Annotated in this window: 25 protein-coding genes; 13 read left to right on the forward strand and 12 right to left on the reverse strand. The window is 38.8% G+C overall.

All coding sequences use genetic code 11. The annotated features are described in order from the left end of the window. The first annotated feature begins 2 nt into the window (after positions 1–2). Complete coding sequence (locus HCN54_RS08370; RefSeq protein WP_167597344.1) at positions 3–1301, forward strand: amidohydrolase family protein; 1299 nt, start codon at positions 3–5, stop codon at positions 1299–1301. 103 nt (positions 1302–1404) lie between these two features. On the opposite strand, the gene HCN54_RS08375 is transcribed toward HCN54_RS08370, so the two are convergent. Together HCN54_RS08375 and gyrA are read right to left on the reverse strand one after the other, a co-directional pair. After that, positions 1405–2670 carry a tetratricopeptide repeat protein gene (locus HCN54_RS08375; RefSeq protein ID WP_167597345.1) on the reverse strand — a complete coding sequence of 422 codons (1266 nt, stop codon included), beginning with the start codon at positions 2668–2670 and terminating at the stop codon, positions 1405–1407. 28 nt (positions 2671–2698) lie between these two features. Beyond that, positions 2699–5245, reverse strand: a complete 2547-nt coding sequence (gyrA, locus tag HCN54_RS08380) for a DNA gyrase subunit A (protein WP_167597346.1) — start codon at positions 5243–5245, stop codon at positions 2699–2701. Positions 5246–5491: 246 nt separating this feature from the next. On the opposite strand from gyrA, the gene HCN54_RS08385 reads away from it, so the two are divergent. Next, complete coding sequence (locus tag HCN54_RS08385; RefSeq protein ID WP_167597347.1) at positions 5492–8038, forward strand: ATP-dependent Clp protease ATP-binding subunit; 2547 nt, start codon at positions 5492–5494, stop codon at positions 8036–8038. 85 nt (positions 8039–8123) lie between these two features. After that, positions 8124–8504, forward strand: a complete 381-nt coding sequence (locus HCN54_RS08390) for a hypothetical protein (protein ID WP_167597348.1) — start codon at positions 8124–8126, stop codon at positions 8502–8504. Between the two features lie 52 nt (positions 8505–8556). Here the strand turns inward: HCN54_RS08390 and HCN54_RS08395 are convergent, their stop codons facing one another. The 3 genes from HCN54_RS08395 to msrA all read right to left on the reverse strand — a co-directional run bounded on the left by HCN54_RS08395 (position 8557) and on the right by msrA (position 10125). Then, positions 8557–8865: a hypothetical protein gene (locus HCN54_RS08395; protein ID WP_167597349.1), complete on the reverse strand. Its 309-nt coding sequence runs from the start codon at positions 8863–8865 to the stop codon at positions 8557–8559. Between the two features lie 93 nt (positions 8866–8958). After that, a complete protein-coding gene (gene folE / locus HCN54_RS08400) occupies positions 8959–9558 on the reverse strand; it encodes a GTP cyclohydrolase I FolE (protein ID WP_072979482.1) in 600 nt (199 codons plus the stop codon). A gap of 15 nt (positions 9559–9573) precedes the next feature. Next, on the reverse strand, positions 9574–10125 hold the full coding sequence (gene msrA / locus HCN54_RS08405; RefSeq protein ID WP_167597350.1) for a peptide-methionine (S)-S-oxide reductase MsrA: 552 nt from the start codon (positions 10123–10125) through the stop codon (positions 9574–9576). Between the two features lie 231 nt (positions 10126–10356). On the opposite strand from msrA, the gene HCN54_RS08410 reads away from it, so the two are divergent. The 8 genes from HCN54_RS08410 to HCN54_RS08445 all read left to right on the forward strand — a co-directional run bounded on the left by HCN54_RS08410 (position 10357) and on the right by HCN54_RS08445 (position 18625). Next, a complete protein-coding gene (locus HCN54_RS08410; protein ID WP_167597351.1) occupies positions 10357–11019 on the forward strand; it encodes an ABC transporter ATP-binding protein in 663 nt (220 codons plus the stop codon). Beyond that, positions 11000–11791, forward strand: a complete 792-nt coding sequence (locus HCN54_RS08415) for a TIGR02757 family protein (protein ID WP_167597352.1) — start codon at positions 11000–11002, stop codon at positions 11789–11791. The genes HCN54_RS08410 and HCN54_RS08415 overlap by 20 nt, the downstream gene beginning before the upstream one ends. A 100-nt stretch (positions 11792–11891) precedes the next feature. Further along, positions 11892–13103 carry a sensor histidine kinase gene (locus HCN54_RS08420; RefSeq protein ID WP_167597353.1) on the forward strand — a complete coding sequence of 404 codons (1212 nt, stop codon included), beginning with the start codon at positions 11892–11894 and terminating at the stop codon, positions 13101–13103. A 41-nt stretch (positions 13104–13144) separates the two neighbouring features. Then, positions 13145–14398 carry a sensor histidine kinase gene (locus HCN54_RS08425; protein WP_167597354.1) on the forward strand — a complete coding sequence of 418 codons (1254 nt, stop codon included), beginning with the start codon at positions 13145–13147 and terminating at the stop codon, positions 14396–14398. Positions 14399–14473: 75 nt separating this feature from the next. Further along, the gene (locus tag HCN54_RS08430) at positions 14474–16393 is read left to right on the forward strand and encodes a vWA domain-containing protein (RefSeq protein WP_167597355.1); all 1920 of its coding nucleotides are present in this window, start codon (positions 14474–14476) and stop codon (positions 16391–16393) included. Next, positions 16390–17643 carry a dihydroorotase gene (locus tag HCN54_RS08435; RefSeq protein WP_167597356.1) on the forward strand — a complete coding sequence of 418 codons (1254 nt, stop codon included), beginning with the start codon at positions 16390–16392 and terminating at the stop codon, positions 17641–17643. The genes HCN54_RS08430 and HCN54_RS08435 overlap by 4 nt, the downstream gene beginning before the upstream one ends. Then, complete coding sequence (locus tag HCN54_RS08440) at positions 17644–17973, forward strand: DUF4870 domain-containing protein (protein WP_072979500.1); 330 nt, start codon at positions 17644–17646, stop codon at positions 17971–17973. Between the two features lies 1 nt (position 17974). Continuing rightward, positions 17975–18625, forward strand: coding sequence for an alpha/beta hydrolase (locus tag HCN54_RS08445; RefSeq protein ID WP_167597357.1), 651 nt, complete (start codon positions 17975–17977; stop codon positions 18623–18625). On the opposite strand, the gene HCN54_RS08450 is transcribed toward HCN54_RS08445, so the two are convergent. Further along, positions 18622–19104: a hypothetical protein gene (locus tag HCN54_RS08450; RefSeq protein WP_167597358.1), complete on the reverse strand. Its 483-nt coding sequence runs from the start codon at positions 19102–19104 to the stop codon at positions 18622–18624. The genes HCN54_RS08445 and HCN54_RS08450 overlap by 4 nt on opposite strands. Positions 19105–19107: 3 nt before the next feature. Continuing rightward, positions 19108–19872 (reverse strand): MBL fold metallo-hydrolase, encoded by a 765-nt coding sequence (locus tag HCN54_RS08455; protein WP_167597359.1) that lies wholly within the window; start codon positions 19870–19872, stop codon positions 19108–19110. Positions 19873–19981: 109 nt separating this feature from the next. Between HCN54_RS08455 and HCN54_RS08460 the strand changes: the two genes are divergently transcribed. After that, positions 19982–21433 (forward strand): TonB-dependent receptor, encoded by a 1452-nt coding sequence (locus HCN54_RS08460; RefSeq protein ID WP_167597360.1) that lies wholly within the window; start codon positions 19982–19984, stop codon positions 21431–21433. A 107-nt stretch (positions 21434–21540) separates the two neighbouring features. On the opposite strand, the gene hisS is transcribed toward HCN54_RS08460, so the two are convergent. Then, on the reverse strand, positions 21541–22911 hold the full coding sequence (gene hisS, locus HCN54_RS08465; RefSeq protein ID WP_167597361.1) for a histidine--tRNA ligase: 1371 nt from the start codon (positions 22909–22911) through the stop codon (positions 21541–21543). A gap of 155 nt (positions 22912–23066) precedes the next feature. Between hisS and HCN54_RS08470 the strand changes: the two genes are divergently transcribed. Further along, the gene (locus HCN54_RS08470; RefSeq protein ID WP_072980429.1) at positions 23067–24308 is read left to right on the forward strand and encodes an ABC transporter permease; all 1242 of its coding nucleotides are present in this window, start codon (positions 23067–23069) and stop codon (positions 24306–24308) included. A gap of 135 nt (positions 24309–24443) precedes the next feature. Here the strand turns inward: HCN54_RS08470 and HCN54_RS08475 are convergent, their stop codons facing one another. From HCN54_RS08475 to rpsF, 4 genes are all read right to left on the reverse strand, one after another. Next, entirely contained in the window at positions 24444–24920 is a 477-nt protein-coding gene (locus HCN54_RS08475; protein ID WP_167597362.1) for a DUF6495 family protein, read from the reverse strand. A gap of 168 nt (positions 24921–25088) precedes the next feature. Then, positions 25089–25538 carry a 50S ribosomal protein L9 gene (rplI, locus tag HCN54_RS08480; protein ID WP_072979514.1) on the reverse strand — a complete coding sequence of 150 codons (450 nt, stop codon included), beginning with the start codon at positions 25536–25538 and terminating at the stop codon, positions 25089–25091. Positions 25539–25552: 14 nt separating this feature from the next. Next, positions 25553–25852, reverse strand: a complete 300-nt coding sequence (gene rpsR, locus HCN54_RS08485; protein WP_009780627.1) for a 30S ribosomal protein S18 — start codon at positions 25850–25852, stop codon at positions 25553–25555. A 2-nt stretch (positions 25853–25854) separates the two neighbouring features. Continuing rightward, positions 25855–26193, reverse strand: a complete 339-nt coding sequence (gene rpsF / locus HCN54_RS08490; protein WP_009780628.1) for a 30S ribosomal protein S6 — start codon at positions 26191–26193, stop codon at positions 25855–25857. Positions 26194–26354 lie beyond the last annotated feature (161 nt).

Consider the following 26354-nt stretch of genomic DNA (forward strand, 5'->3'; position numbering starts at 1 on the left):
ATATGAAGACCATTAAAAAATTATATTTATTACTATTTTTTGCAGTCTTTACGCTGCAAGCACAGCAGACCCCTGCTCCCGTTCAAAAAGGTGACATCACCCTTACAGGTGGTGTAGCTCACATAGGAAACGGAGAGGTTATTGAAAACAGCTTGATTTTTATAACCGATGGAAAGATCGTAGGCGTTTACGATGCGACAACTACTAAAAGACCTTTAAAAGGTGAAATCATAAAAATTGATGGGCAGCACGTGTATCCCGGTTTTATCGCACCTGACACTACATTAGGACTTGTTGAAATATCAGCGGTACGTGCAACCGAAGATCAGGATGAGATAGGCGAATACAATCCGCATATTGAAGCTATCATCGCATATAATGCTGAATCTAAGGTTGTAGAAAGTATGCGTCCAAATGGTGTCTTAATTGCTCAAACCGTTCCGCAAGGCGGAACCATCTCCGGAGAATCTTCGGTGGTGCAATTAGACGCTTGGAATTGGGAAGATGCCGCCATTAAACGCGGTGACGGTATTCACCTTAATTGGCCTAGCAGTTTTAGACGCGGCCGCTGGTGGATGGGTGAAGATGCCGGTTACAGTCCAGATAAAAACTATGCTTCAGAAATTACACAGATCAAAGATTTTATCGGTCAGTCCAAAGCTTATGAAGCTGGAGATTCTTCGATTAAAAATCTACCTTTTGCAGCGATGCAAGGTGTTTTAGACGGAGGTCAAAATCTGTATGTACACGTAGATTCAGAAAAAGAAATTCTTGACGTGTTGAAGTTCAAAGAAGATATGGGTATTGAAAAATTGGTTCTAGTAGGTGCATATCGCGCTTATAAAATAGCCGATGCTATCGCTAAAGCCGAAGTGCCTGTAATTCTAGCTCGTGTACACAGCTTACCGGAAGCCGAAGATGATGATTATAATATCTCTTTTAAAATGGCTAAAACCCTTGTCGATGCCGGCGTTAAAGTAGCTTTAGGTAATAGTGGTGAATACTGGCAAGCCCGTAACATCCCATTTTATGCGGGACAAACCACTGCACACGGATTAAGCTTTGAAGACGCGCTTCAGTTAATCACAAAAAACAGTGCTGAGATATTAGGTCTTGGTGACCAGCTAGGAACTTTAGAAAGTGGTAAAGATGCTACCTTATTTGTAAGCACCGGAAATGCTTTAGAAATGAAAGGGAACAACCTTACACACGCCTTTATTAACGGAAGAAGCATCAGTTTAGAATCTCATCAAACAGAACTCTGGAAACGCTATATGGAAAAATACGACAGAACCGAATAGTTTGTATTTTCTTGAGTTGAGCTCTAAAGATCAATCAATTGCATAAAAAAAGTCCGATTCAAAATTGAATCGGACTTTTTAATTTATATGACCTTATTAAGGCTTATCCTTGCATTGCATCAAGTTTTGCTTTGTACTCATCTGCTTCAGCAGTGTTTCCTAACTGAACGTGAATATTATACAATGTGCGCACAGCTTCGATGTTAGGATTTTCACCTGAGGTAGCTTTCTCTAAGTAAGGAACAGCATCTCTATAAAGCTTTAAACGCTCTTCTTTAAGCACTTCATACTTATCGTTATCAGCTTTAGTGTTTCCTAAAGAATTCATTTGCTCAATGATATCTTTATCTTGGCTAAGCATCAACGCTGCGATGTTAAGGTTTGCACCAGCATAATTAGGGTCGATCTCTAGTGCCTTTTTGTAATAACCTAAAGCTTTCTCAGTATTTCCTGCATCTGCAGCGCCTACACCAAGGTTAAAGTACAATCCAGGATTGTTAGGATCTTTAGCAATTACTTTTTGTAATGCTGCCTCATACTCATCTGTCATTCCCATTTTTAAATACACATCAGCCGCAGAACGAATTAACGCATCGTCATCTGGATTTTCAGCTAAAGCATCTTTAATTGCAGAAAGAGCTTCTTCATTCTTCCCTTCTTGGATGTAAATTAAAGCGATGTTTTTTGCAATTTCACCAGAGCGAGACTCGGTTACCTCAGTCTTAGGATCTTCGTGAGAACCAGACTTCACAAAAAGGTCACGCTGTTGTTTATCAGGAAAACTTTCAACTTGACCGCTTTCTTTATTTTTAGCAGTGTACTTCGTTTCGATACCAGTGTATCCTAATTCTTTCAACTGCCCGTAATAATCCAATGCGGTATCATAATCCTGACCATTTACAGCGTTAGATGCTGCAAAATATAGGTAAGATGTATCTTTAGGAGTTAAGGTATATAATTTATAAAGCTTACTTGCAGCTGCATCATATTTCTGAGCATTCTGATCATCTACCGCTGAAGAGATAATAGCGTTCATAGCTGTTTGCTTGTACTGGGTTGCTTCATCACCGTACTTATCACCGTCGTTGAATTCTGAAACCTTAGCAAAAGCTTCCATAGCTTTTAAAAGTTCGTCTGCATTGGTATTTTTTTCACCACCTAAAAATGCACGACCTTTTACAAAATAGTAATATTCTTTTTCTTTTTCATCCATCTCCCCCATCAAACTTTCAACGGCGGCGATTTCAGTTTGCGCTTGAGCATAGTTCTCATCATCTACAGTCTTCTCTGCAGATCTGATTTCCTTTTTCTGCGCAAAGGTTACAGCAGTAAAAGATAATGCTGCTAGCAATAAAGATTTAGTTTTCATTATTTGTTCAATTTATATTCGACTTTATTTATTCTTCTTCATCAGAAGAAGGTTTATTATTTTTTGGTTCTTCGGTAGACTCAGATGCATCTGCTGCTCTTTCCACTCCATCTAACTCTTCATCTTCAATATCATCCTCATCTTTCTTTACCTTGGTCACTGCTGCAATCGTATCACCTTTTTTAAGGTTGATAAGGCGCACTCCCTGAGTTGCGCGGCCCATCACTCTTAATTCTGAAACTTCCATTCTGATGGCAATTCCAGATTTATTGATGATCATTAAATCATCTTCGTCGGTAACGTTATTGATCGCGACGAGATTTCCGGTCTTTTCTGTAATAGATATAGTCTTTACTCCCTTACCGCCACGGTTGGTGACACGGTAATCTTCTACGAGTGATCGCTTACCATAACCGTTCTCAGAAACTACGAGAACATTAGACTCAGGATCGTTTACAGCAACCATTCCTATCACTTCATCATTATCATCTGCAAGAGTTATGCCACGCACACCTGAAGCATTTCTACCCATAGGTCTGGTTTTCTCTTCTTCAAAGCGAATGGCTTTACCAGATTTAACCGCAAGCATCACCTGGCTGTCTCCTGTAGTTAATTTTGCAGCAAGCAATTCGTCTCCATCTTTAATCGTGATTGCATTAATCCCGTTAGTACGTGGTCTCGAGTATTGCTCTAATGAAGTTTTCTTAACCTGTCCTTTTTTAGTTGCCATAATGACATAATGACTGTTGATGTATTCTTCATCCTTTAAATCATTAGTACAGATAAAAGCTTTCACTTTATCGTCCGGCTCAATATTGATCAAGTTTTGAATTGCACGTCCTTTTGAGGTTTTGCTTCCTTCAGGAATTTCAAAAACGCGCACCCAGAAACATTTTCCTTTTTCAGTAAAGAAAATCAGATACTGATGATTAGTTCCTACGAACAGATGCTCTAAGAAATCCTCATTACGCGTGGTAGAACCTTTTTGACCTACTCCTCCTCTATTTTGGGTTTTATATTCCATTAGAGAAGTTCGCTTAACATAACCGGCGTGAGAAATAGTAAGTACTACTTTCTCGTCAGGAATAAGGTCTGTGATACTAACATCACCACCGGCAATATCAATATCAGTACGGCGGTCATCACCATACTTGGCTTTAATTTCCTCAAGCTCTTCCTTAATAATATCCATTCTGCGCTCTTTGCGGGCAAGAATGTCCTTTAAGTCTTCAATGGTTTTTAAGAGCTCCTCATATTCTTCACGTAGTTTATCCTGCTCCAGACCGGTAAGCTGTCTTAATCGCATTTCTACGATGGCGCGCGCCTGAATTTCAGTAAGTTCAAAACGCTCAATTAATTTTTCGCGAGCTTCTTCGGCATTACTACTAGCACGAATCAGGGCAATAACTTCATCTATATTATCTGATGCGATTATTAATCCTTCTAAAATATGCGCGCGGTCTTCAGCCTTTTTTAATTCGTACTGGGTACGGCGAACAACTACCTCGTGACGGTGCTCCACAAAATGATGAATCATATCTTTAAGATTCAGCATTTCTGGTCTTCCGTTAACCAGTGCGATATTGTTTACGCTAAACGATGATTGTAGCGCGGTATACTTATATAACGTGTTTAAAACGATGTTAGGAATTGCATCACGCTTCAAAACGTATACAATACGCATTCCCTTACGGTCCGACTCATCACGTATAGAAGCGATTCCATCAATTTTCTTCTCGTTGACAAGATCAGCGGTTTTCTTGATCATATCAGCTTTGTTCACCTGATATGGAATCTCGCTAACGATGATACACTCTCTCCCTTTAACCTCTTCGATGATTGCTTTAGCTCTTAATACCACACGACCACGGCCCGTTTTAAAAGCTTCGCGCACACCATCATAGCCATAGATCGTTCCTCCGGTAGGAAAATCTGGTGCTGTAATGTGCTGCATCAACTCGTCTATCTCGATATCGTTATTCTCGATGTATGCAACAGTGCCATTAACAACTTCGGTAAGGTTGTGCGGAGGCATATTTGTAGCCATACCTACAGCAATACCAGATGCTCCATTTACTAAAAGCCCCGGAATACGCGTAGGTAAAACAGTAGGTTCTTTTAAAGTATCGTCAAAATTTAAGGTATGATCAACCGTATCTTTATCAATATCTGCAAGCATTTCTTCAGAAATCTTGCGCATACGTGCTTCGGTATAACGCATTGCTGCAGGGCTATCACCATCTACAGACCCAAAGTTACCTTGACCATCAACCAGCATATAACGCAAGCTCCATTCCTGAGCCATACGCACCATAGTATCGTAAACCGAAGAATCCCCGTGCGGGTGGTATTTACCTAAAACTTCCCCAACGATTCTCGCTGATTTTTTATGAGAGGTATTTGAACGAACACCCAGCTCGTGCATTCCAAATAAAACACGTCTATGTACAGGTTTTAAACCGTCGCGTACATCAGGTAATGCACGTGACACGATGACCGACATTGAATAATCAATGTAGGCTGATTTCATTTCATCTTCAATGTTGATAGGAATTAACTTCTCTCCTTCAGCCATATATATTTATCTTTAATTGTGGTTTAAACAGTATGGGGCAATATACGGTTTTCTTGTCTGTTTTCGCCGTTTGGCGCCGCATCCCATCCTGCTTTTTATTAACAAAAATTAGTTTTGGTTTTTGATAAGTATGCTTAACTTCCATTGTGTCTTTGAAAGTAATTTTGTCAATTTACTTACAAAGTAATCAACGGAACGGTTTTTGACTTATTATTACCAAAAACCTAAGAAAAGATTGGAGCGTTTATGGATGATAATTTTTCCCCTCGAGTTAAAGATGTTATAGCCTATAGTAAAGAAGAAGCTTTGCGTTTAGGACACGATTTTATAGGAACCGAACATTTAATGTTAGGTTTATTGCGTGACGGAAGCGGCAAAGCCATCGAGATTTTACAGGCGTTAGATGTAGACTTAAGCCACTTAAGGCGCAAAGTTGAAATTCTTAGTCCGGCAAATCCGGGTTCTGGTTTAGCCAGCAATGAAAAGAAAAATCTACATCTTACCAGACAGGCAGAGCGTGCTTTAAAAACAACTTTTTTAGAAGCTAAACTTTTTCAGAGTTCTTCTATTAACACGGCGCATCTTTTACTTTGTGTTTTACGCAACGAGAATGATCCTACAACCAAGTTGCTTAACAAACTCAAAGTGGATTATGACAACGTAAAAGATCAATTTAAACTTATGATGACAAGCGACGACGATTATATAGAGCCAATTAAAAATGAATCTTTCAGCGAAGATGACAGCACAGCAGAATCTTCTAAAGAAAATCCATTTAATGCTCCCGGAAATAAATCAAATAAAAAATCTAAAACTCCTGTTTTGGATAACTTCGGTCGTGATCTTACCGCAATGGCTGAAGAAGATAAACTCGATCCGGTAGTGGGTCGAGAAAAAGAAATAGAACGTGTTTCTCAAATTTTGAGTAGACGTAAGAAAAACAATCCGCTGCTTATTGGTGAGCCTGGTGTGGGTAAATCAGCAATTGCTGAAGGACTTGCGCTACGTATTGTAAAACGTAAGGTTTCTCGTATACTTTTTGATAAACGCGTGGTTACATTAGATCTTGCAAGCTTAGTTGCTGGTACTAAATACCGCGGTCAGTTTGAAGAGCGTATGAAAGCCGTAATGAATGAATTAGAAAAGAATTCTGATATAATTTTATTCATCGATGAGATCCATACCATTGTAGGTGCCGGTGGCGCAACAGGATCTTTAGACGCGAGTAATATGTTTAAACCGGCTCTTGCACGTGGAGAAATTCAATGCATTGGTGCCACTACTCTTGATGAATATCGCCAGTATATCGAGAAAGATGGTGCTTTAGAGCGTCGTTTTCAGAAAGTGATCGTAGAGCCTACAAATATTGATGAGACTGTTGAAATCCTAAATAACATTAAGGATAAATACGAGGATCATCATAATGTAATTTATACACCCGAAGCGATAAAAGCTTGTGTTACGCTTACCAATAGATATATGACTGATCGTTTTCTTCCGGACAAAGCTATTGATGCTTTAGACGAAGCAGGATCTCGTGTACACATCGTAAATATTGATGTACCTAAAAAGATTCTTGATCTAGAACGTCAGTTAGAAGAAGTACGTGAGCGCAAAAATTCTGTGGTTAAAAAGCAGAAATATGAAGAAGCAGCAAAGCTGAGAGATGATGAAAAAAATCTTGAAAAAGAACTTGCCGTTGCTCAGCAAAACTGGGAAGAAGATTCTAAACAACATAGAGAAACAGTAACTGAAGATAATGTTGCTGATGTGGTTTCTATGATGTCTGGAATTCCGGTAAATCGTATCGCTAAAACCGAAAGTAACAAGTTGGCCGAGTTGCCAAAATCAATAAAATCTAAAGTTATTGGTCAAGATGATGCGGTAGCTAAAGTTGCAAAAGCAATACAGCGTAACCGCGCAGGTCTGAAAGATCCGCAGAAGCCAATTGGTTCTTTTATCTTCCTTGGTCAAACAGGTGTGGGTAAAACACAATTAGCTAAGATTCTTGCTACAGAATTATTTGATAACGAAGATTCTCTAGTACGTATCGATATGAGTGAGTATATGGAGAAGTTCGCTGTTTCTCGCTTAATTGGTGCACCTCCGGGATACGTAGGTTATGAAGAAGGTGGTCAGTTGACTGAGAAAGTGCGAAGAAAACCGTATTCAGTAATTCTTCTTGATGAGATCGAAAAAGCGCATCCTGACGTATTTAATATGTTGCTTCAAGTGCTTGATGATGGTTATATTACAGATTCTCTAGGTCGCAAGATCGATTTTAGAAACACAGTGATCATTATGACTTCAAATATTGGAGCACGTAAACTTAAAGACTTTGGACAAGGTGTAGGTTTTGGTACCGCTGCCCGCAAGGAACAAGCCGAAGAAAATGCAAAAGGCATTATTCAACAAGCATTGAAGAAGGCTTTTGCTCCAGAATTTTTAAATCGTGTGGATGACGTAATTGTGTTCAATGCTCTTGATCGCAAAGAAATTCATCAGATCATTGATATCGAATTGAAAAAACTATATGCGCGAATTGAAACGCTTGGATATCACTTAAAATTAAGTGACAAAGCTAAAGACTTCATTAGTGATAAAGGTTTTGACAAGGAGTATGGTGCCCGACCTCTAAAGCGCGCAATTCAGAAGTACATTGAGGATGCTTTAGCTGAAGAAATCATCACTTCAAATATTAATGAAGGAGATCGCATTTTTATGGATCTTGAAGATGGCAAAGAAGAACTGAGCATTTCAATAGAAAAAACTGAAAATTCTGCGCAGTCCTAAAAATTGTCGAAACATTAACTCTCAAAAGCCGCTCTTAAGCGGCTTTTTTTTATAGCTTAGTTATTGAATATTAGGAGGATATATTTTGAAAATCGAAAAACGTCTTGATTTAGGTATTGGTGTAATTGAATTCACTAAGAACATCGCTATGGGTTATGTAAACCCTAGTGTAAATTTTGATGATAAAGAGCGTAAAGCATTTCTAGAAGCTTGCTTAAAGCACTTTGACGGGAAGCCTTTTGGGTATATTTCGGTAAGAAAACATAGTTACAGCATCAATCCTTTAATATATACGCAACTAAACACCGTTGAATCTCTGAAAGCTTTTGCAATCGTACCTTTTTCAAAACTAAGTAAAGATATAGCTAAGATCGAAGGTAAATTTTATCACAATCCGTTTGGAATTTTTGACGACCTGAAGGAAGCTGTGAAATGGATGGAAGAAAAAATTGAGGAAGCATCTTAGCGCAACTCATCCGCATAAAAAAAGAGCGACGTTATTACGTCGCTCTTTTTATTTATCGATTCACTTTAATGGGAATCGTTTTTAAATTTCTTTTAGGTTCTGAACTTAAAAGATACGTGTAAATCCACATCAATGTAAATGATGGAATTATATCTGTAAAAGGTAATAGCTCCTCAATAAATACTAGAATGGATGCAAATTTCCCATTTCTACCGGGATACATTTTAGTCATTTGTTTTGCAGCAACGGGTGCCCAAGCTAAATCTAAAAAGGGCCCAACTACCGGTATTGCCATGGTAAGCATTCCTACAGCATCAAAAAACAAACCCTTGAAGAGCAAATTATAATTTAATGTTCTCATACTATCAATTTTAAATTGGGTTAAAAATTTGACCCTAAACGCAGTTGTCAAATCTCTGGTAATCAATTTTAATAGAGCAAATAACCTGCCAAACTAACTAAGATCTGAACCTATGAGTTTTAAAAACTCGTTGCGTGTTTCATTATGTTCAAATTGACCTCTAAATCCTGATGTTGTCGTGGTAGAATTTTGTTTCTGCACCCCGCGCATCATCATACACATGTGTGAAGCTTCAATAACCACGGCAACACCCTGAGGCTTCAAGGTGGTATTGATACATTCTAAAATATCGTGCGTGAGACGCTCCTGAACTTGCAATCTTCTCGAGAATACATCTACTACGCGCGGTAATTTACTCAGGCCCACGATATGACCATTAGGAATGTAAGCTATATGGGCCTTTCCAAAGAAGGGTAACAAATGGTGCTCACAAAGGGAATATAACTCAATGTTTTTTACTATAACCATTTCATTATAATCCTCCTTAAACATAGCTCCTTTTAAAATTTCACTAGCGTCCATATCATAGCCGCTAGTTAAATACATCATAGCTTTGGCCGCACGTTCAGGAGTTTTAACAATGCCCTCTCGATTTACGTCTTCTCCAAGATCTGAAATGATCGCTTTGTATCTATCTTTGACATCATCTTGCACACTGATATTATATTCTTCAAATTTTCTATAGGGAGCCATAAATGCTTGTTTTATTTAGAGATACACCTCTTGTAATTTATCTTGGTATAGCTTCTTTATTTTATTGACTTTAGGATTGATTATAAACTGACAATACCCTTGTTCTGTATGCTTATTGTAAAAGGAGTGATGCTCTTCTTCTGCGATATAAAAAGGTTTTGCCGGGGTAACTTCGGTTACGATTTTTGCATCAAAAACAGCTTGCTCATCAAGATAGGCAATATAATCCTCTGCATGTTGGCGCTGTTCTTCATTGTGGTAGAAAATCGCGCTTCGGTACTGTGTTCCTACGTCATTACCTTGTCTATTTAAAGTGGTAGGATCGTGTGTGGTAAAAAACACTTCTAGCAATTCTTGATAGCTGATGATCTCTGGATCATAATCAAACTGAATTCCTTCAGCGTGCCCGGTTCTACCTTGACATACTTCACGATACGGCGGATTTTTAATCGTCCCTCCCGTGTAACCACTTTGTACATTATAAATCCCTTTAAAGCGTTGAAAAACTGCTTCGGTACACCAAAAGCAACCGTTAGCGAAAGTAGCTTTCATCAAATTTTCTTTCATAGCATAACAAATTTATAATCTCCCTTTTAACTCTAGCCCTGTTTAACCTTTTGTTAATACATTTGCTCAAATCATTAAACAAAAACAAATCTTAAGTGCAAAGATGCAGATCTTTTATACTGTAGTATCTTTGAATCTTATTGCTTAAAGTTAAAAGCGATATATAATTTTAAGCAAGCAAGTAGTCGTAAACCTCAACACCGGCTTACGTAGCTCACAAGTTTACATATTATGATAAAAGCTGAAAATATATTCAAATCTTACGGTGATGTTCAGGTCCTAAAAGGCGTAGATCTTTTAATTGAAAATGGTGAGGTAGTCTCAGTAGTTGGTGCCAGTGGTGCCGGAAAAACCACCTTGCTTCAGATTCTAGGAACCTTAGACCGTGCAGATAAAAAGGCAAACACTTCACTCCAAATTAATGATACGCAAATTGCTGACCTCAACGAAAAAGAGCTGAGTAAATTCCGTAATCTGAATATTGGGTTTATTTTTCAGTTTCATCAATTACTACCTGAATTCACTGCTTTAGAAAACGTGTGTATTCCGGCTTTTATCGCAAAGAAAAGTAAAGAGGCAGCAGAAGCTAAAGCGAAAGAATTATTAAGTTTTCTAGGTCTCAGCCATCGCATTCATCATAAGCCCGGAGCGCTCTCCGGAGGTGAACAACAACGGGTGGCTGTTGCGCGTTCTTTAATAAACGAGCCCGCACTTATTCTAGCCGATGAACCTTCTGGTAATTTAGATAGTGAATCTGCTGAAAATTTGCACCAACTCTTTTTTAAGCTGCGCGACACTTATAATCAAACTTTTGTAATCGTAACGCATAACGAAGATCTTGCCGCAATGGCTGATCGCAAACTTACTATGGTAGATGGCAAAATCATCTCTTAGACTCAAGAAAAGCGAACTCAAAGAATTTTTAGACGAAAAAGCTGCACTCTACGAAAGTCCTAAATTTATTGGTACAGACCCAATACAGATTCCGCATCAATTCAGTAGAAAAGAAGATATAGAGATCATAGGCTTTCTTGTGGCGACAATTGCCTGGGGTAATCGTAAAAGCATAATTAAAAATGGTAATAGCCTTGTTGAATTATTAGACAACAGTCCGTTTGATTTTGTATTGAACCATACTGAGCAGGATCTTGAGCGTTTACAGCACTTTGTACACCGCACCTTTAATGGAAACGACTTGATCACTTTTATTAAAGGTCTCCGACATGTTTACACCAATCATTACGGTCTTGAAGCTATTTTTAGCAGTTATGTTATGAATAACGAACTGCAAACTGCAATCCATCATTTTAAGAAGCATTTTTTTGAAGTTGAACACGAGCCCCGTACGCTAAAGCACGTGAGCGATCCATTAAAAAAATCTGCCGCAAAACGCATCAATATGTTCCTACGCTGGATGGTAAGGCCTAACACCGCAGGAGTAGATTTTGGTATTTGGTCAAGTTTGTCTCCTGCATTTCTTTCGTGCCCCTTAGATGTGCACTCCGGGCGGGTTGCGCGCCAATTAGGATTATTAAAACGAAAGCAAAACGACGCGATCGCTTTGGCAGAACTCGACAAACAATTAAGACGCTTAGACCCTATTGATCCTGTAAAATATGATTTCGCCTTATTCGGACTTAGCGCTTTTGAAAAAGATTTATTTTAGAACACTATAATTATTTTTATAAACAATATTCCTGATTGGATTTTTTCATCAGAATAGTGTATTTTAGACCGTTGCTAAAGAGCACAATACCCACCAACTTATGCAGAAACCAGCACTACCCGCTAATGAACAAATTCGCCTTTCAGAGTTGAGGCAGTTGGCGTTGTTACATACCGAACCTGATCCTAATTACGACACGATAACGCGTTTGGCTGCTGCGATCTGTGAAGTGCCCATTGCTTTGGTTTCGTTAATTGATGCAGACAAACAATGGTTTAAAGCAAAAATAGGTTGGGATCTTTGTGACACCGCTAGAGATATTTCATTTTGTGCTCACGCAATTCTTCAGCCTCGCGAGATCACCATTATTCCTGATTCTCGCTTAGACGAGCGTTTTAAAGGAAATCCTTTATTAACCTCAGATTATCCCGTGATCTTTTATGCAGGTGTACCGCTCTTATCAAAAACAGGAAACCCTATTGGTACGTTGTGCATTATTGATCATAAGCCTAGAAATCTTTCCGAAGCACAAATAAGCGCACTTAAAGATCTCGCCTTGCAAGTTGAAAACCTTTTTGAGCTTAGACGTAGTAATTTGCAATTGCAAGAGGTTGAACAATTATTGACAAAGAAAAATGAGCAATTAAAAAAGTTTGCCGGAACGGTTTCGCACGACATGAAAATGCCTTTAGCTAATATGATTGTCACGACTGATATTCTTCGGGCTAAATACGCTCCTAAACTTGATGCGCAAGGCATAGATTACTTGTCTTATTTAAAACAATCCTCATTTTCGCTTAGTGACTATATTGACAATTTGCTATCGTATTATGAGAGTGAAGAGCTTCAGGTTAAAAACTTAGAAAAATTTGATCTGCACCATCTGCTGGAAGAGATTATTGATTTGCTTAAAATAAATGAAGACTACATTATAAATTTACCCGAATCTGGCATTGAACTGCACAGCAGTAAATCTGCAGTACAACAGATTCTTCTGAATCTTATCACAAACAGTCTAAAGTACAACGACAAAGACACCGGTATTATTACCATCAACTGTGTTGAAGATCACGCTTATTATTACATACAAATAAGCGACAACGGTAAGGGCATTGCAGCAGATAAGTTAGATTCTATTTTTGACTTATTCAGTATTGCTTCAGAAACTGATAATAAAGGAAAAAAAGGTAACGGAATTGGTCTTTCTACAGTGCGTAATCTGGTGCATTCTTTAGGTGGAATTATAAGTGTGAGCAGTACCGAAGGTGAAGGAGCTACATTTGACTTTACGATTCAAAAAGTAAGTGCCTAACACGGACTTTCAATTAAGTTAAATGCTTATATTTATAAGCAATGAGCATAGTGAAAATAGACGAAAAGAAACGACAAAAGGCGGTAGACTCTTACAAACTGGTGGGTACGCTGCCTGAGAAGAGTTACGATAATATCACACAGATCGCCTCCTATATCTGCGGCACTCCCATTGCATTGATCACTATGCTTGATTACAACCGTAATTTTTTAAAATCGCATTACGGAGTTCCGTTTAACGAATCTCCGCGTGAAATTTCATTTTGTACGCACGCAATTCAAACCCACGATCCCATTTTTATCATTCCTGACGCGCGCGAAGATGACCGATTCAAAGACAATCCGCTGGTTACCGGCCCTATGAAAGCCATTTTTTATGCGGGTGTTCCGCTGGTGGATAAAGGCGGGCACGCTTTAGGAACTCTTTGTGTATTTGATCACGAGCCCCGTACGCTCAACGAGCATCAGGTGAGTACATTGATCGCTTTGGCCAGTCAAGTCGTTAATCTTTTTGAACTCCGTCGCCAGAATATTGAGAATAAGGCACTTCAAAAAAACCTTCTCAAAAAAAATAGCCTTCTTAAAGAATTTGCCGGAGTGGTTTCTCACGATATGAAAATGCCTCTGGCGAATATTATCACCACCACAGATATTCTCAAGGCAAAATACAAAGAGCTTTTAGATGAAAAAGGGCTCGATTACCTCAACTACCTTAAAAGTTCCTCCTTTTCGCTAAGCGAGTATATAAGCGGAATTTTGCAACACTATGAGAGTGATAATTTAACTATAGATCAGCGAGACTCGTTTGACATTCACGATCTTCTTGAGGAAGTTGAAGATATGCTCAATCACGATTATAAAACCGTTATTCATCTGCCGGAAGCCAATCATATCATCTCCTGTAATCGTGCTGCTTTGCATCAGATTTTTATCAATCTTTTAGGCAACAGTATCAAATACAACGATAAAGAAGAACCTGAGATTACAGTGACCTTTACCGAAGACAATGATTTTTATCGTTTTGAAGTCATCGATAATGGAATTGGGATTCCGCAGGATAAAATCGATAAAATTTTTGAACTCTTTTCCATCGTAGCTTCTAAAGACAAAAACGGAAACCGCGGCAATGGGATTGGCTTATCTACCGTAAAAAAACTTGTCGCCAACTTAGGCGGGCGCATCAGTGTAGCTTCGGTGGAGGGAGAAGGAAGTACGTTTAGCTTTTCTGCAAGAAAACAAGATATCCCTACTCAAATCGCAGGTCCTGAGAATGACACTTCCGCAGTAAAAAATTAAGAGAATAAAACGCTTCAATAAGGTGTAATAATTTCTAAAACCAGTATTTTCGTTTACTGAGAAATGTAAACTTGTATGCAGTTTAAAAATCCTGAAATTCTTTACGCGCTTTTTCTGCTACTTATTCCTATTCTCATTCATTTATTCCAGCTTAGACGTTACAAAAAAACACCTTTTACTAACGTCGCTTTTCTTGAAACCGTAATTCAAAACACCCGTAAAAGCAGTACCTTAAAAAAATGGTTGGTGCTCTGCACGCGTTTACTTGCGCTTACTTTTTTAATCTTTGCTTTCGCCGAACCGTTTATACCAAATACTGAGCGCGCGTTACAACCTCAGGAAACGGTTATTTTTATTGATAATTCTTTCAGTATGCAAGCTACAGGTAAAAAAGGCAACTTACTTACCGAGGCTAAACAAGAACTTCTTGCTGCTCTGCATAAAGATGAGCGCTATACACTGGTCACTTGGGATGACGTGTTGCGTGATTTTAATCCTGTGACCGATCGTAACGAACTCTTAGACTTAGATTTTACTCAGAAAACCATTGATGTTCAAAGCCTTCGAATGCGTCTGAATAACGTATTTTCAACCAGAGATGAAAGCTCCAGACAACGCATTCTTATTTCTGATTTTCAAGATACAGGATGGAGTTCTCAATTAGATTCTTTGCACAAAACAGAGCATCGCATACTGTTAGAGCCTACTACTCTAGAAAATATAAGTATAGACAGTCTGCACCTCAATCGGGTTAGTGCGGCGTATTCGCTAGATGTTTTTTTAGCAAGCACCACATCGATCACCCAAGACATACCGGTTTCATTATTTAATAAAGAAAAACTGATAGCCAAGGGTTCAGCCACTTTTGAAAATTCAAAGCATTCAAAAATTCAGTTTCAATTGACTTCCGGGGCTGCTATTCAAGGAAAGCTGAGCATTACAACTCCGGATTTAAAGTTTGATAATGATTTTTATTTCAGTATAAATACGACAGAACCGCTAAAGGTGCTCGCCGTTTCAAATGCGGAAGATACTTTTCTGAGTAGGTTGTATCAAGAACCACAGTTTTCCTATACCAATGTTGCCGAAGATCAATTAGAATACAGCATACTCGACGATCAGGATTTAATTATCCTAAATGAACCGCAACGCATTTCGACAGCACTGATCAATGCTTTAAAAAAACACACCCAAAGCGGCGGCACCTTGTTGCTTATTCCTAACATGAATGCCGCTGCGACGAACTACAACAGCCTCCTAAACGCTTACGGGTTCGCTGGTTTTCAATCAAAAATTGAAGCTCCACAACGCATCACAACGATCAATTATGACCATCCTTTATACCAAAATGTTTTTACAGGAAGGTCTTCTAATTTACAAACCCATCAGGTGAAAGCCTATTTCCCAATAGCTACCACAGACGCGATTTTAAGTTTAGAAAATAATGCCCCGTTTTTGGCTGAAAATAATCGGTTATATCTATTTACAGGAAGTTTAACGAGTACCAACAGCAACTTCATCAATGGTCAACTCATCGTGCCTACATTTGATAAAATTGCTACCGAAGCTTTAAAGCTTCCTCAGATGTATTATTCCATTGGCAGTAAAAACACTTTTGACATAACCACACCCTTGCCTGACGATGCAGTGCTCACCCTAGAACAGCAAGAGCAGGCGTTTATTCCGCTTCAGCAAAGACGAGGCGACAAAGTAAGTATAGACACCCAAGAAGGAATTAAAAACGACGGACTCTACGCAGTAAAATACAAGCAAGATACGCTGGCAATGGTCGCGTACAATTTTGATAGAGCAGAAAGCAATTTAAGGCCGCTTGAAGCCATAACTGCAGAAAATATAGATTTTGAAACCAATATCCCAGACCTATTTAATAAGCTAGAACAAGACACAAATCTTAATTTACTTTACAAATGGTTTGTTATTTTTGCACTGCTCGCATTTCTAGCCGAAATGCTTCTTCTAAAAAAGTTTAAATGAACGCACGTATCACCAAGGCAACCCTCCTGGATGAGAGTAATGAACATCACGGAAAACAAGTAGATCTAAGAATTGAAAACGGGATCATCACTGAAATAGGTACCGATCTAACCCCAAAAAATAACGAAGAAGAGCTTCAGTTTGAAAATTTAAGCGTTTCTCCCGGTTGGTTTGACAGCAGCGTTAGCGTTGGTGAGCCAGGCTTTGAAGAACGAGAAACAATAAGCAATGCGTTAAAAGTTGCCGGTAAGAGTGGCTTTACTTCTATCGCTGTAAATGCTAACAGCGCACCAGTCATTGACAACAATGCTTCGGTGGCGTTCCTAAAAAATAAAGCAGCCGGTAATGCGGTTAATTTGCATCCTATTGGCGCACTCACAAAAAATGCTTCCGGGGTTGATCTCGCCGAACTGTACGACATGCAACAAGCCGGAGCCGTGGCGTTTGGTGATTACCAGCACGCGATATCCAATCCTAATCTTATCAAGATCGCGCTGCAATATGCTCAGGGATTTGATGGTTTAGTTTTGTCTTTTCCGCAAGAAGATGATTTGATTATAAAAGGTGTTGCTAATGAAGGAGAAACAGCTATTAGCCTTGGCTTAAAAGGTATTCCTTCTTTGGCCGAACACATACAGGTGGCGCGTGATTTATATATTTTAGAATACACCGGTGGTAAATTGCACATCCCAACCATTTCTACCGCTCAAAGTGTTGCTCTTATTAAAGAAGCTAAAGCAAAAGGCCTTGACGTAACCTGTAGCGTTGCTATTGTAAATTTATTTTACACTGAGGCGATGCTTAATGAATTTGACACCCGCTATAAAGTGCTTCCGCCATTACGCACAGAAACTGATCGGCAAGCACTCATTGCCGGAATCAAAGACGGTACGATTGATATGGTCACCAGTGATCATAATCCGCTTGATATTGAATTAAAAAAACTGGAGTTTGATCACGCCAAATTTGGCACTATTGCTCAAGAAGCTACTTGGGGTGCTTTACTCACATTAGTTTCTGAAAAAAGAGCGGTAAAATTACTTACCGCGGCTCAAGAACGATTTACCAAAGTAAAATCAAAAATTGAAATCGGTCAACCGGCAAATCTCAGTTTATTTACGACTAAAGGAACTACGGTGTTTGACAAAGAGCATATTCTTTCTAAGTCTAAAAACACAGCATTCTTAGGAGCTAAATTAAAAGGAAAAGTTTACGGAATTATATCAAATAACCAATTTATAGCTTCTTAAATGACAACAGAAGACATTAAAAACGGTAAAACTTCAGCGATTGTCGCATACTTAACCATGCTAGGCGCAATCATCGCTATTTTTATGAATATGGAACCTAAAAATCCGTTTGCGCGTTTTCATATACGTCAAGCATTTGGGATTTTTCTAACCTTCTTTGCTTTAGGATTTTTAGTTTCGTTCTTGAATAGCTGGCCGGCATCCTTCGGTTTTTATATTTTCATATTTATCCTCTGGGGTTATGGCTTTGTAAATGCCATTCAAGGAAACATCGTACCGGTACCACTGCTGGGCAAATACTATCAAAAGTGGTTTAGATTTATAGAATAATATGGCGCAACTTTCATTAGAACATCTTATACAAAGACCTAAAAAAACTTCGGAAAAGCCTCCGTTATTATTGCTGTTACACGGCTACGGAAGCAACGAGCAGGATTTATTTTCTTTTGCTCCAAAGCTACCCGAGGAATATTTTGTGATCTCTGCAAAAGCGCCAATGGCAATGCAACCTTATGGCAATGCGTGGTACACCATTCACTGGGATGCTACAGACGGAAAATGGTCTGACGATGAAGAGGCTATTTCTTCGCGCGAATTGATCAAAACTTTTATTGACGAAGCCATCGATGCTTATCACCTTGACGCTGAAAATGTGACCCTTTTGGGCTTCAGCCAGGGTTGTATTTTGAGTTACGCAGTAGCGCTTACTTACCCTGAAAAGATCAAAAATGTGATTGGCTTAAGCGGATATGTCAACGAAGCGATTGTAACGCCAAAATCAGATGTAAACGCCTATAAGCACCTTTCTGTATTCAGTTCACACGGCACAGTAGATCAGGTAATTCCAGTTGAAGCTGCGCGCAAGATCGCTCCATATTTAGCAACTTTAGGTATTGAATCTAACTTGAAAGAATATCCTGTAGGACACGGTGTCGCTCCACAAAACTTTTTTGACCTTAAAGATTGGTTACTGCAACACTAAGGATAAATTACGCTCTGTAATGTTTCAAAAGTTATGTTGCCTTCTTTATCAATAGAATAAAGAAGAATGAGTTCGCCCCAGCGTTTTCCATCGCTAAAGTCGGCGATCACCCATTTGTGGTTAAGGACCTCTACCCTGTTGATCTGAAAAATTCCCGTGGCATTCTCATACGGAATTAACGCGTTTCCTTCGGTGGTATTTTTGCTGATGATCGCGCTTTCGATCTTGGCTTCAAGATCATCTACAGCAACACCGAAGCGTTCAAAATAATCATAAGCTTGCTCGTTTCCTTTCAACTTAAAATAACGCTCGCCACCATTCCCACGTACCGCTTGCAAAGAATCAGCCTTAGCCAGTTGTTGTTCTAATTTGGCGATATGCTTTTCTTGAGACTCATATACCTTAGTAGAATTTACATATTGAAATACCACCCAGAGAGCAGTAAATAAAAACAAATACATAAAAATGTTTCTGCGCATAGCTTAAAGTTCTAATTGAAGTCCGTCATAAGCCAGATGTACATTGTCAGGCAGTTGTTTTTCAACCTCTGCGTGAAAGCCCAGCAAATGACTAATATGAGTAAAATAAGTTTGTTTTGGTTTGATCTCGGCTACAAAAGCAAGCGCTTCCTCTAGATTAAAATGCGAATAATGCGGTTCCTCTCGCAAAGCATTTACCACCAAAACATCAAGATCTCGTAGTTTTTGTTTTTCTTCAGCTGCAATGGTTTTGACATCAGTGAGATACGCAAAAGAGCCAAAACGATAGCCAAAAACCTGAAGTTTACCGTGCATCACATTAATAGGCTCAACCTGTAAATTATTTATGCTGAATGGCTGATTGTTGATAACCTCAAATAGTGCTACAGCAGGTGCACCGGGATATCTGTTCTCGGTCTTAAAAATATATTCAAAACGCTTTCTGAGTTCGCCAATTACCCGCTGATGCGCATAAACCGGTATATCTCCTTGTCTGAAAAAAAAGGGTCTAATATCATCAAGGCCCGCAGTGTGATCTGCGTGCTCATGAGTAAACAATAACGCTTCAAGATGATCTACATTATGGGTCAACATTTGTTGTCTAAAATCTGGACCGCAATCAATCACATAATTTGCGCCTTCAAATTCTATTAAAAGTGACACACGCAAACGTTTGTCTCGGGGGTCTTTGCTCTTGCAAACCGGGTGTGTACTCCCAATAATGGGGATTCCTTGTGATGTGCCTGTGCCTAAAAAGGTAATTCTCAAACCTGTGAAATTTAGCACAAAACTACACTTAATTTTTTGTAAGCCCTACCATTTTGTTACCTTTAACCCGCAAAGGAAACCACCAATACTCACCCTAAAAATAAGCGCTATGCCGATCACGATTCAAGGTGATAAAGAGTTTGAAAATATCCCGTCGATAACTAATAAAGCCCTGCGAATAAATCTCAACGAAAACATCTACGGTACATTTGCCGAGATTGGTGCAGGACAAGAAACCGTAAGACATTTTTTTAGAGCAGGTGGCGCGAGCGGTACCATTGCGAAGGCGATGTCTGCTTATGACAAAGATTTTAGTGATGCAGTATATGGTGTAGAGCAAGATCATCGCTATGTAACAGAAGCCCGACTAAAAAAGATGCTTGCGCACGAAACCAACCTGTTAGAAAACAGAATCTCTCGCGAGAAGCATCCTAATAAAATCTATTTTACGTACGCAAATACCGTAGCGACTATTGATTTTGCAAAAAAATATAAAGGTCACGGTTGGGTAGGTATAAAATATCAGGTAGAACCTCAGGCAGAATTTAACGAGATAATTTTACACGTACGTTTTCACGAAACTGACGCACGTTTACAGCAGCTTACCTTAGGTACGCTAGGCGTAAACCTTATTTATGGCGCTTATTACAAATACGATTCGCCTAAAAAGCTCCTGCGCTACTTATATGACCATATTGATAAAGATCAGATCGAGATTGATATGATCAACTTCTCGGGACCGGTTTTCTCTAAAGTAGATAACCGTCTTATGAGTTTGCAGTTGGTTAAAAACGGTTTTACAGATGCTGTAATGTTTGGTGCTGACGGAAACAATATCCTTGCTGCAAAAATTCTTTACAAGAAAAATATTCTTGCGCTTCGCGGAAGCTTTAGACCTGTGACCAAGGTTAATACAGACATGTATCGCAAATCGCTTGAAATCTTTTTAAGCGAAAATCGCGTAAAAGAAGACAATACTGAAGTGATTTTTGAAATCACCCTTTCTAACCTTCGGGCGGAAGGTGAGATCGATGAAGAAGATTTTATGGCAAGAGCCCGATTATTATGTAATCTGGGCCACACGGTAATGATTTCAAATTTCCAAGAATATTATCGTTTAGTGGAGTACTTCTCACGCTATACTAAAGAGCGTATGGGTCTTGCGATGGGTGTAAACAACTTGATCGATATTTTTGACGAGTCATACTACCGCCATTTGAGTGGAGGTATTCTAGAAGCCTTTGGTAAACTTTTCTTTAAAGATTTACGTGTTTATCTGTATCCAATGCGCGATCCGGAAACAGGTGAATTCTTTACAAGCGAAAATCTAAAAGTACATCCGCGAATGAAAGAGTTGTACAAATTCTTTAAGTACAATGGTCGTGTTGTAGATATCGAAGATTATAATCCTGATATTCTGAATGTATTTTCGCGACAGGTTCTTAAAATGATCGCAAACAATGAAGAAGGATGGGAAGCCATGCTTCCAAAAGGTATTGCGCAACAGATTAAAGAGCAAGGCTTGTTTGATTACAAATCAAAAACCATCGAGCAGTCTTAACAAACAAACTGATTAAACATAAACTGCCTCGGGGTATTGTTTCCTGTGGTGAGTTCATAAAAAAATCCCGAAGACATTCGGGATTTTTTTATTGTTAGCATTTATATCTAAGCAAGTGCTTTGATCAATCCGTTGAGATCTACTCGGGTCTGATCACCTGTTTTCATATTCTTAAGAGTATAAACGCCTTCTTCCATTTCTTGTGTCCCTGCTAAAACCACAAATTGAATATTGCGTTTGTCTGCGTGCGACATTTGCTTTTTCATCTTAGCAGCATCAGGATATAATTCTGAAGTAATTCCCGCTTCGCGCAAGGATTTAACAGCTTTTAGACAATACAACGATTCTGCTTCTCCAAAGTTGATGAACAATAATTTGGTCCCTTTAATCGCTTGCTCCGGAAAAAGACCGAGTTCTTCAAGCACCAAATAAATACGATCCAAACCAAAAGAGATCCCAACTCCGCTCATATTCTTCAGTCCAAAAATTCCGGTAAGATCGTCATAACGGCCTCCACCTCCAATGCTTCCCATTTTTACACCTTCGGGTGCAGCAACTTCAAAAATCGCTCCTGTATAATAATTGAGTCCACGTGCTAAAGTCACATCGAGATCAAGAGTTACTGTTGCAAGTCCGAGCGCTTCGATCTTCTCATTAATGTATGCCAATTCTTCGATGCCTTCTTTACCAACCTGAGAATCTGCCAGCAAATCTTTTAGCAGATTCAGCTTTTCAGCAAAATTTCCGCCTACGTTAAAAATGGGTTTAACCCGGGTAATGGCTTCTTCAGAAATTCCTTTAGCCAACATCTCTTTGACAACGCCCTCCTCACCTATTTTGTCGAGTTTATCTAGCGCCACCGTAAAATCGATCAGCTTATCAGCCGCACCTATCGCTTCCGCAAGACCAGAAAGTATTTTGCGGTTATTCATTTTAACCGTAGTTCCTTTCAGTCCTAAATCGGTGAAAACCGCATCATACAACTGTACAAAAGCCACTTCCTGCAATAGCGAATCAGATCCCACAGCATCAGCATCACACTGAAAAAACTCTCTAAACCTTCCCTTTTGAGGACGATCTGCACGCCAAACCGGCTGAATCTGATAACGCTTAAAAGGAAATTCGATCTCGTTTTGATGCTGCACCACATAACGCGCAAAAGGCACGGTAAGATCGTAACGTAAGGCTTTTTCTGAAATTTCAGCCGTTAATTTTGTACTGTCCTTTGCTGTATACACGGCATCATCAATCTTGTTCAAATAATCCCCACTATTCAAAATCTTAAAAATAAGACGATCTCCTTCATCGCCATACTTTCCCATCAGCGTACTGCTATTTTCAAAGGATGGCGTTTCAATAGGTTGAAAACCAAAAAGCTCAAAATTGGTACGCAACGTATTGATGATATAATTGCGTCTTAAAACTTCTTCAGGTGAAAAATCGCGGGTTCCTTTAGGGATACTAGGTTTTTGAGCCATTGTGTGTATTATTGTATACGCTTGTAAAATTAATTTGCTAAACGCGTTTTAGCGCCTGCAAATATCTTAAAAATTGAGGGTTTGTAAGGCTTAATTTTATAAAACAGTAACAATTTTAAACAATAGTAGACCTATTGGTTCAAACCGGTAAATCTATGTTCTCACTCTTTAGAGAAAATATTCGTATCGCATACGATTCTATTCGCAGCCAATTACTAAGAACGATTCTTACAGTAGTAATTATAGCAATTGGTATCACAGCACTAGTAGCCATTTTAAGTCTCGTAAAAGCTCTTGAAAACACAATTAGTAGTGATTTTTCTTCAATGGGAGCCAATACTTTTAATATTCAGCGCTACGACCGTACCACGCGTAGTCAAGGTAGTGGTGAAAAACAGAAAGTAAATCCGGTGATACGCTATACGGAAGTGCGTGATTTTGAAGACCGCTACACCTATCCGTTCACGCAAGTTTCGGTTTCTTTTACCGGAACTTCTTCTGCGGAAGTTAAATATGAAAATCTGGATACAGATCCTGAAGTTACCGTTTTAGGTGCTAATGAAAACTTTTTGGACAATGCCGGACTCGAACTGGATCTAGGCCGAAACTTTACACTTTTTGACATTAAGAATAACAATAATGTATGTGTTCTGGGAAGTGATTTTAAAAACGGTCTGCTTAAAAATGTAAATCCTATAGGTCAAACGATAAGTATTCGTGGCGCTAAATTTAAGGTGATTGGTGTTCTGGAAGAAAAGGGTTCGACCTTTGGTAACAATCAGGATTTACGCGTGATCATTCCAATTCAGGTAGCGCGATCGCTATTTACACAAGCTAATATTAACTACGCTTTAAGTGTAAAAGTAGATGATAAAGAAATGTTTGAAGGCGCTCTTGATGAAGCAATCATTACGTTTAGAAACCTGAGAAAACTTGCTCCTGTAGAAGAAAATAACTTTGGTATCAGCCGAAGCGATGATTTACTGAATCAAATCGCTGAGATCAGCGGATATCTCTCGCTCGCCGCCTGGGTCATCAGTTTGATCACGATCTTAGGTTCGTCTATTGCTCTGATGAATATTATGCTGGTTTCGGTAACTGAACGCACGCGCGAAATTGGAGTACGAAAGGCACTAGGCGCCAAAAAATCGATCATTGCCGGGCAATTTTTAATGGAAACAATTATGATTGGGCAATTTGGAGGAATTCTGGGTATAATTCTCGGTATTGGTATAGGAATCTTAATTTCAACTGTGGCTAATTTTAATTTTACCACACCGTGGATGGCGATGCTGGCAGCTACTGCAGTAACTCTGCTCGTCGCAGTTATCGCCGGACTTTTCCCTGCATTGAAAGCAGCAAAACTAGATCCGGTTGAATCCTTGAGATACGAGTAACTTTAAACCATAAAAAAACCTGAAGCTGAAACTTCAGGTTTTTTTATAAAGTGTTTTGTCAATAGGTAGCTATAAAGAAACAATTCTCCCAGCCCAATATTTACAAAATGCCTTTTATGTTCGCCGCTGAAATAACTACTCTACTTCAACGAATTTCTCAAACCAGCGGTACAAATCTCCTTTTGTGATATTTGCTCCTTGTCTAATGAGCACAAAAATATCGTTGTTTCGATCGTCTGATAAGAGTTTACTAGAGCTGTATAGATTCACTTCATCTTTCATAAAGTTATCCTGCAGCCATTTATAACCCTGAGGCGTTGTGATATCTATGCTTTTGTTTTCAACTTCGATTGAAATCATACTTATTTTAAGTTCACCTACTTTAAACAAAAACATGTGCTGCGGTGAAAAGTGCTCAAGATATTCCACCTTGCTCAAAACACCTTCCCAGATCAAATCGCTGAATACATCAAGCTCTTGCTCAGCGGTTTCCGGCTGATTTTTCTTGATACTATCCCACTCTTCAGCAGTGATCGATTGTGCTGCCAGAAAGTTTATGAATTCCTGGTGCATTTCATCTAATTGCTCTTTTGAAAGTCTTATGTACTTCATAATCTGAGTTTTTAGAAGTAAACTACCTCTGGGGCAAACCCAAAAAGGTATTGTTTAGAAACGAATTTTTCAGTTTCAAGGCAGGCCAAAAAGGATTAAACCCTTAGCGGTGCCAATAAAAAAAGCTTCCGCAAAATTACGGAAGCTTTAAATTTTATTGAGAAAGGCTTAAGCCTCTGCTACAACGTCAAAAGTGAAATTCTTCACTACATCACGGTGAAAACGAAGACTTGCCTCGTACTGACCTAAACGCTTGATGTTACCACCAGCGATAGTGATGTATTTTTTGTCGATCTCAACACCTTCTTTAGCTAAAGCTTCAGAAAGATCTGCGTCAGTGATAGAACCAAAAAGTTTATCAGCCTCACCTGCTTTTGCAGTAAGTTTAACTTCTAAACCTTCTAGTTTAGCAGCTTGTGCCTGAGCAGCATCAACAATTTTCTTCTCTTTGTATGCGCGCTGCTTTAAGTTTTCAGCTAAAACTTTTTTAGCAGAAGGAGTTGCAAGCACTGCATACCCTTGAGGAATTAAATAATTTCTTCCGTAACCATTCTTAACAGTTACTAAATCGTCAACAAATCCTAGATTATCGACGTCTTTCTTAAGTATAACTTCCATCTCTTATCTAGTTTTTATTTATATAAATCTGTTACGTATGGCATAAGTGCTAAGTGACGCGCACGTTTAACAGCCACACTTACCTTACGCTGGTATTTTAAAGAAGTACCGGTAAGACGACGTGGTAACAGTTTACCTTGCTCGTTTACAAAAGACGCTAACCAATCTGCATCTTTATAATCTACATACTTAATACCTGAACGCTTAAAACGACAGTATTTTTTTGTCTTAGAGGTCTCAATATTTAACGGAGTTAAATATCTGATTTCCCCATCTTTTTTAGCTTTTGCTTGTTGCTCTATAGATGATGCCATAATTACGCTTTTTCTTTGTTTCTTTTTCTACGTTTTTCAGCCCACTCGATCGCATATTTGTCAAGCTTTACTGTTAAGAAACGCATTACACGCTCGTCACGTCTAAACTCAAGTTCAAAGTTTGCGATAACCTCTCCTGGTACCGTAAATTCAAATAAGTGATAAAAACCACTCTTTTTGTTCTGGATCGCGTAAGCTAATTTTTTTAGCCCCCAATCTTCTTTAGAAATCATCTTGGCACCGTTTGAAACAAGAAAATCTTCAAATTTCTTTACTGTTTCCTTTACCTGGTCATCAGATAAAACGGGATTCAAGATGAAAACAGTTTCGTAATGATTCATAAAAATAGTTTATTAAAAAATGAGTGCAAAAGTAACCTTAATTTCTCACACAACAAAACAGATTTCCATTAAATCGATTATCAACTCATTATTTTTCAAATAGCTGCTCAAATATTGAAAAAAATATCGATGAACTACACAAAAAAGTTGGTTAATACATT

This window comes from Leeuwenhoekiella sp. ZYFB001 (assembly GCF_011784865.1).
Classification (GTDB): domain Bacteria; phylum Bacteroidota; class Bacteroidia; order Flavobacteriales; family Flavobacteriaceae; genus Leeuwenhoekiella; species Leeuwenhoekiella palythoae.

Coding starts and splice junctions, on each gene's coding strand:
- HCN54_RS08370 (WP_167597344.1), top strand. CDS start 3: ATGAAGACCATTAAAAAATTATATTTATTACTATTTTTTGCAGTCTTT.
- HCN54_RS08375 (WP_167597345.1), bottom strand. CDS start 2,670: ATGAAAACTAAATCTTTATTGCTAGCAGCATTATCTTTTACTGCTGTA.
- gyrA (WP_167597346.1), bottom strand. CDS start 5,245: ATGGCTGAAGGAGAGAAGTTAATTCCTATCAACATTGAAGATGAAATG.
- HCN54_RS08385 (WP_167597347.1), top strand. CDS start 5,492: ATGGATGATAATTTTTCCCCTCGAGTTAAAGATGTTATAGCCTATAGT.
- HCN54_RS08395 (WP_167597349.1), bottom strand. CDS start 8,865: ATGAGAACATTAAATTATAATTTGCTCTTCAAGGGTTTGTTTTTTGAT.
- folE (WP_072979482.1), bottom strand. CDS start 9,558: ATGGCTCCCTATAGAAAATTTGAAGAATATAATATCAGTGTGCAAGAT.
- msrA (WP_167597350.1), bottom strand. CDS start 10,125: ATGAAAGAAAATTTGATGAAAGCTACTTTCGCTAACGGTTGCTTTTGG.
- HCN54_RS08410 (WP_167597351.1), top strand. CDS start 10,357: ATGATAAAAGCTGAAAATATATTCAAATCTTACGGTGATGTTCAGGTC.
- HCN54_RS08415 (WP_167597352.1), top strand. CDS start 11,000: ATGGCAAAATCATCTCTTAGACTCAAGAAAAGCGAACTCAAAGAATTT.
- HCN54_RS08420 (WP_167597353.1), top strand. CDS start 11,892: ATGCAGAAACCAGCACTACCCGCTAATGAACAAATTCGCCTTTCAGAG.
- HCN54_RS08425 (WP_167597354.1), top strand. CDS start 13,145: ATGAGCATAGTGAAAATAGACGAAAAGAAACGACAAAAGGCGGTAGAC.
- HCN54_RS08430 (WP_167597355.1), top strand. CDS start 14,474: ATGCAGTTTAAAAATCCTGAAATTCTTTACGCGCTTTTTCTGCTACTT.
- HCN54_RS08435 (WP_167597356.1), top strand. CDS start 16,390: ATGAACGCACGTATCACCAAGGCAACCCTCCTGGATGAGAGTAATGAA.
- HCN54_RS08440 (WP_072979500.1), top strand. CDS start 17,644: ATGACAACAGAAGACATTAAAAACGGTAAAACTTCAGCGATTGTCGCA.
- HCN54_RS08445 (WP_167597357.1), top strand. CDS start 17,975: ATGGCGCAACTTTCATTAGAACATCTTATACAAAGACCTAAAAAAACT.
- HCN54_RS08450 (WP_167597358.1), bottom strand. CDS start 19,104: ATGCGCAGAAACATTTTTATGTATTTGTTTTTATTTACTGCTCTCTGG.
- HCN54_RS08460 (WP_167597360.1), top strand. CDS start 19,982: ATGCCGATCACGATTCAAGGTGATAAAGAGTTTGAAAATATCCCGTCG.
- hisS (WP_167597361.1), bottom strand. CDS start 22,911: ATGGCTCAAAAACCTAGTATCCCTAAAGGAACCCGCGATTTTTCACCT.
- HCN54_RS08470 (WP_072980429.1), top strand. CDS start 23,067: ATGTTCTCACTCTTTAGAGAAAATATTCGTATCGCATACGATTCTATT.
- HCN54_RS08475 (WP_167597362.1), bottom strand. CDS start 24,920: ATGAAGTACATAAGACTTTCAAAAGAGCAATTAGATGAAATGCACCAG.
- rplI (WP_072979514.1), bottom strand. CDS start 25,538: ATGGAAGTTATACTTAAGAAAGACGTCGATAATCTAGGATTTGTTGAC.
- rpsR (WP_009780627.1), bottom strand. CDS start 25,852: ATGGCATCATCTATAGAGCAACAAGCAAAAGCTAAAAAAGATGGGGAA.
- rpsF (WP_009780628.1), bottom strand. CDS start 26,193: ATGAATCATTACGAAACTGTTTTCATCTTGAATCCCGTTTTATCTGAT.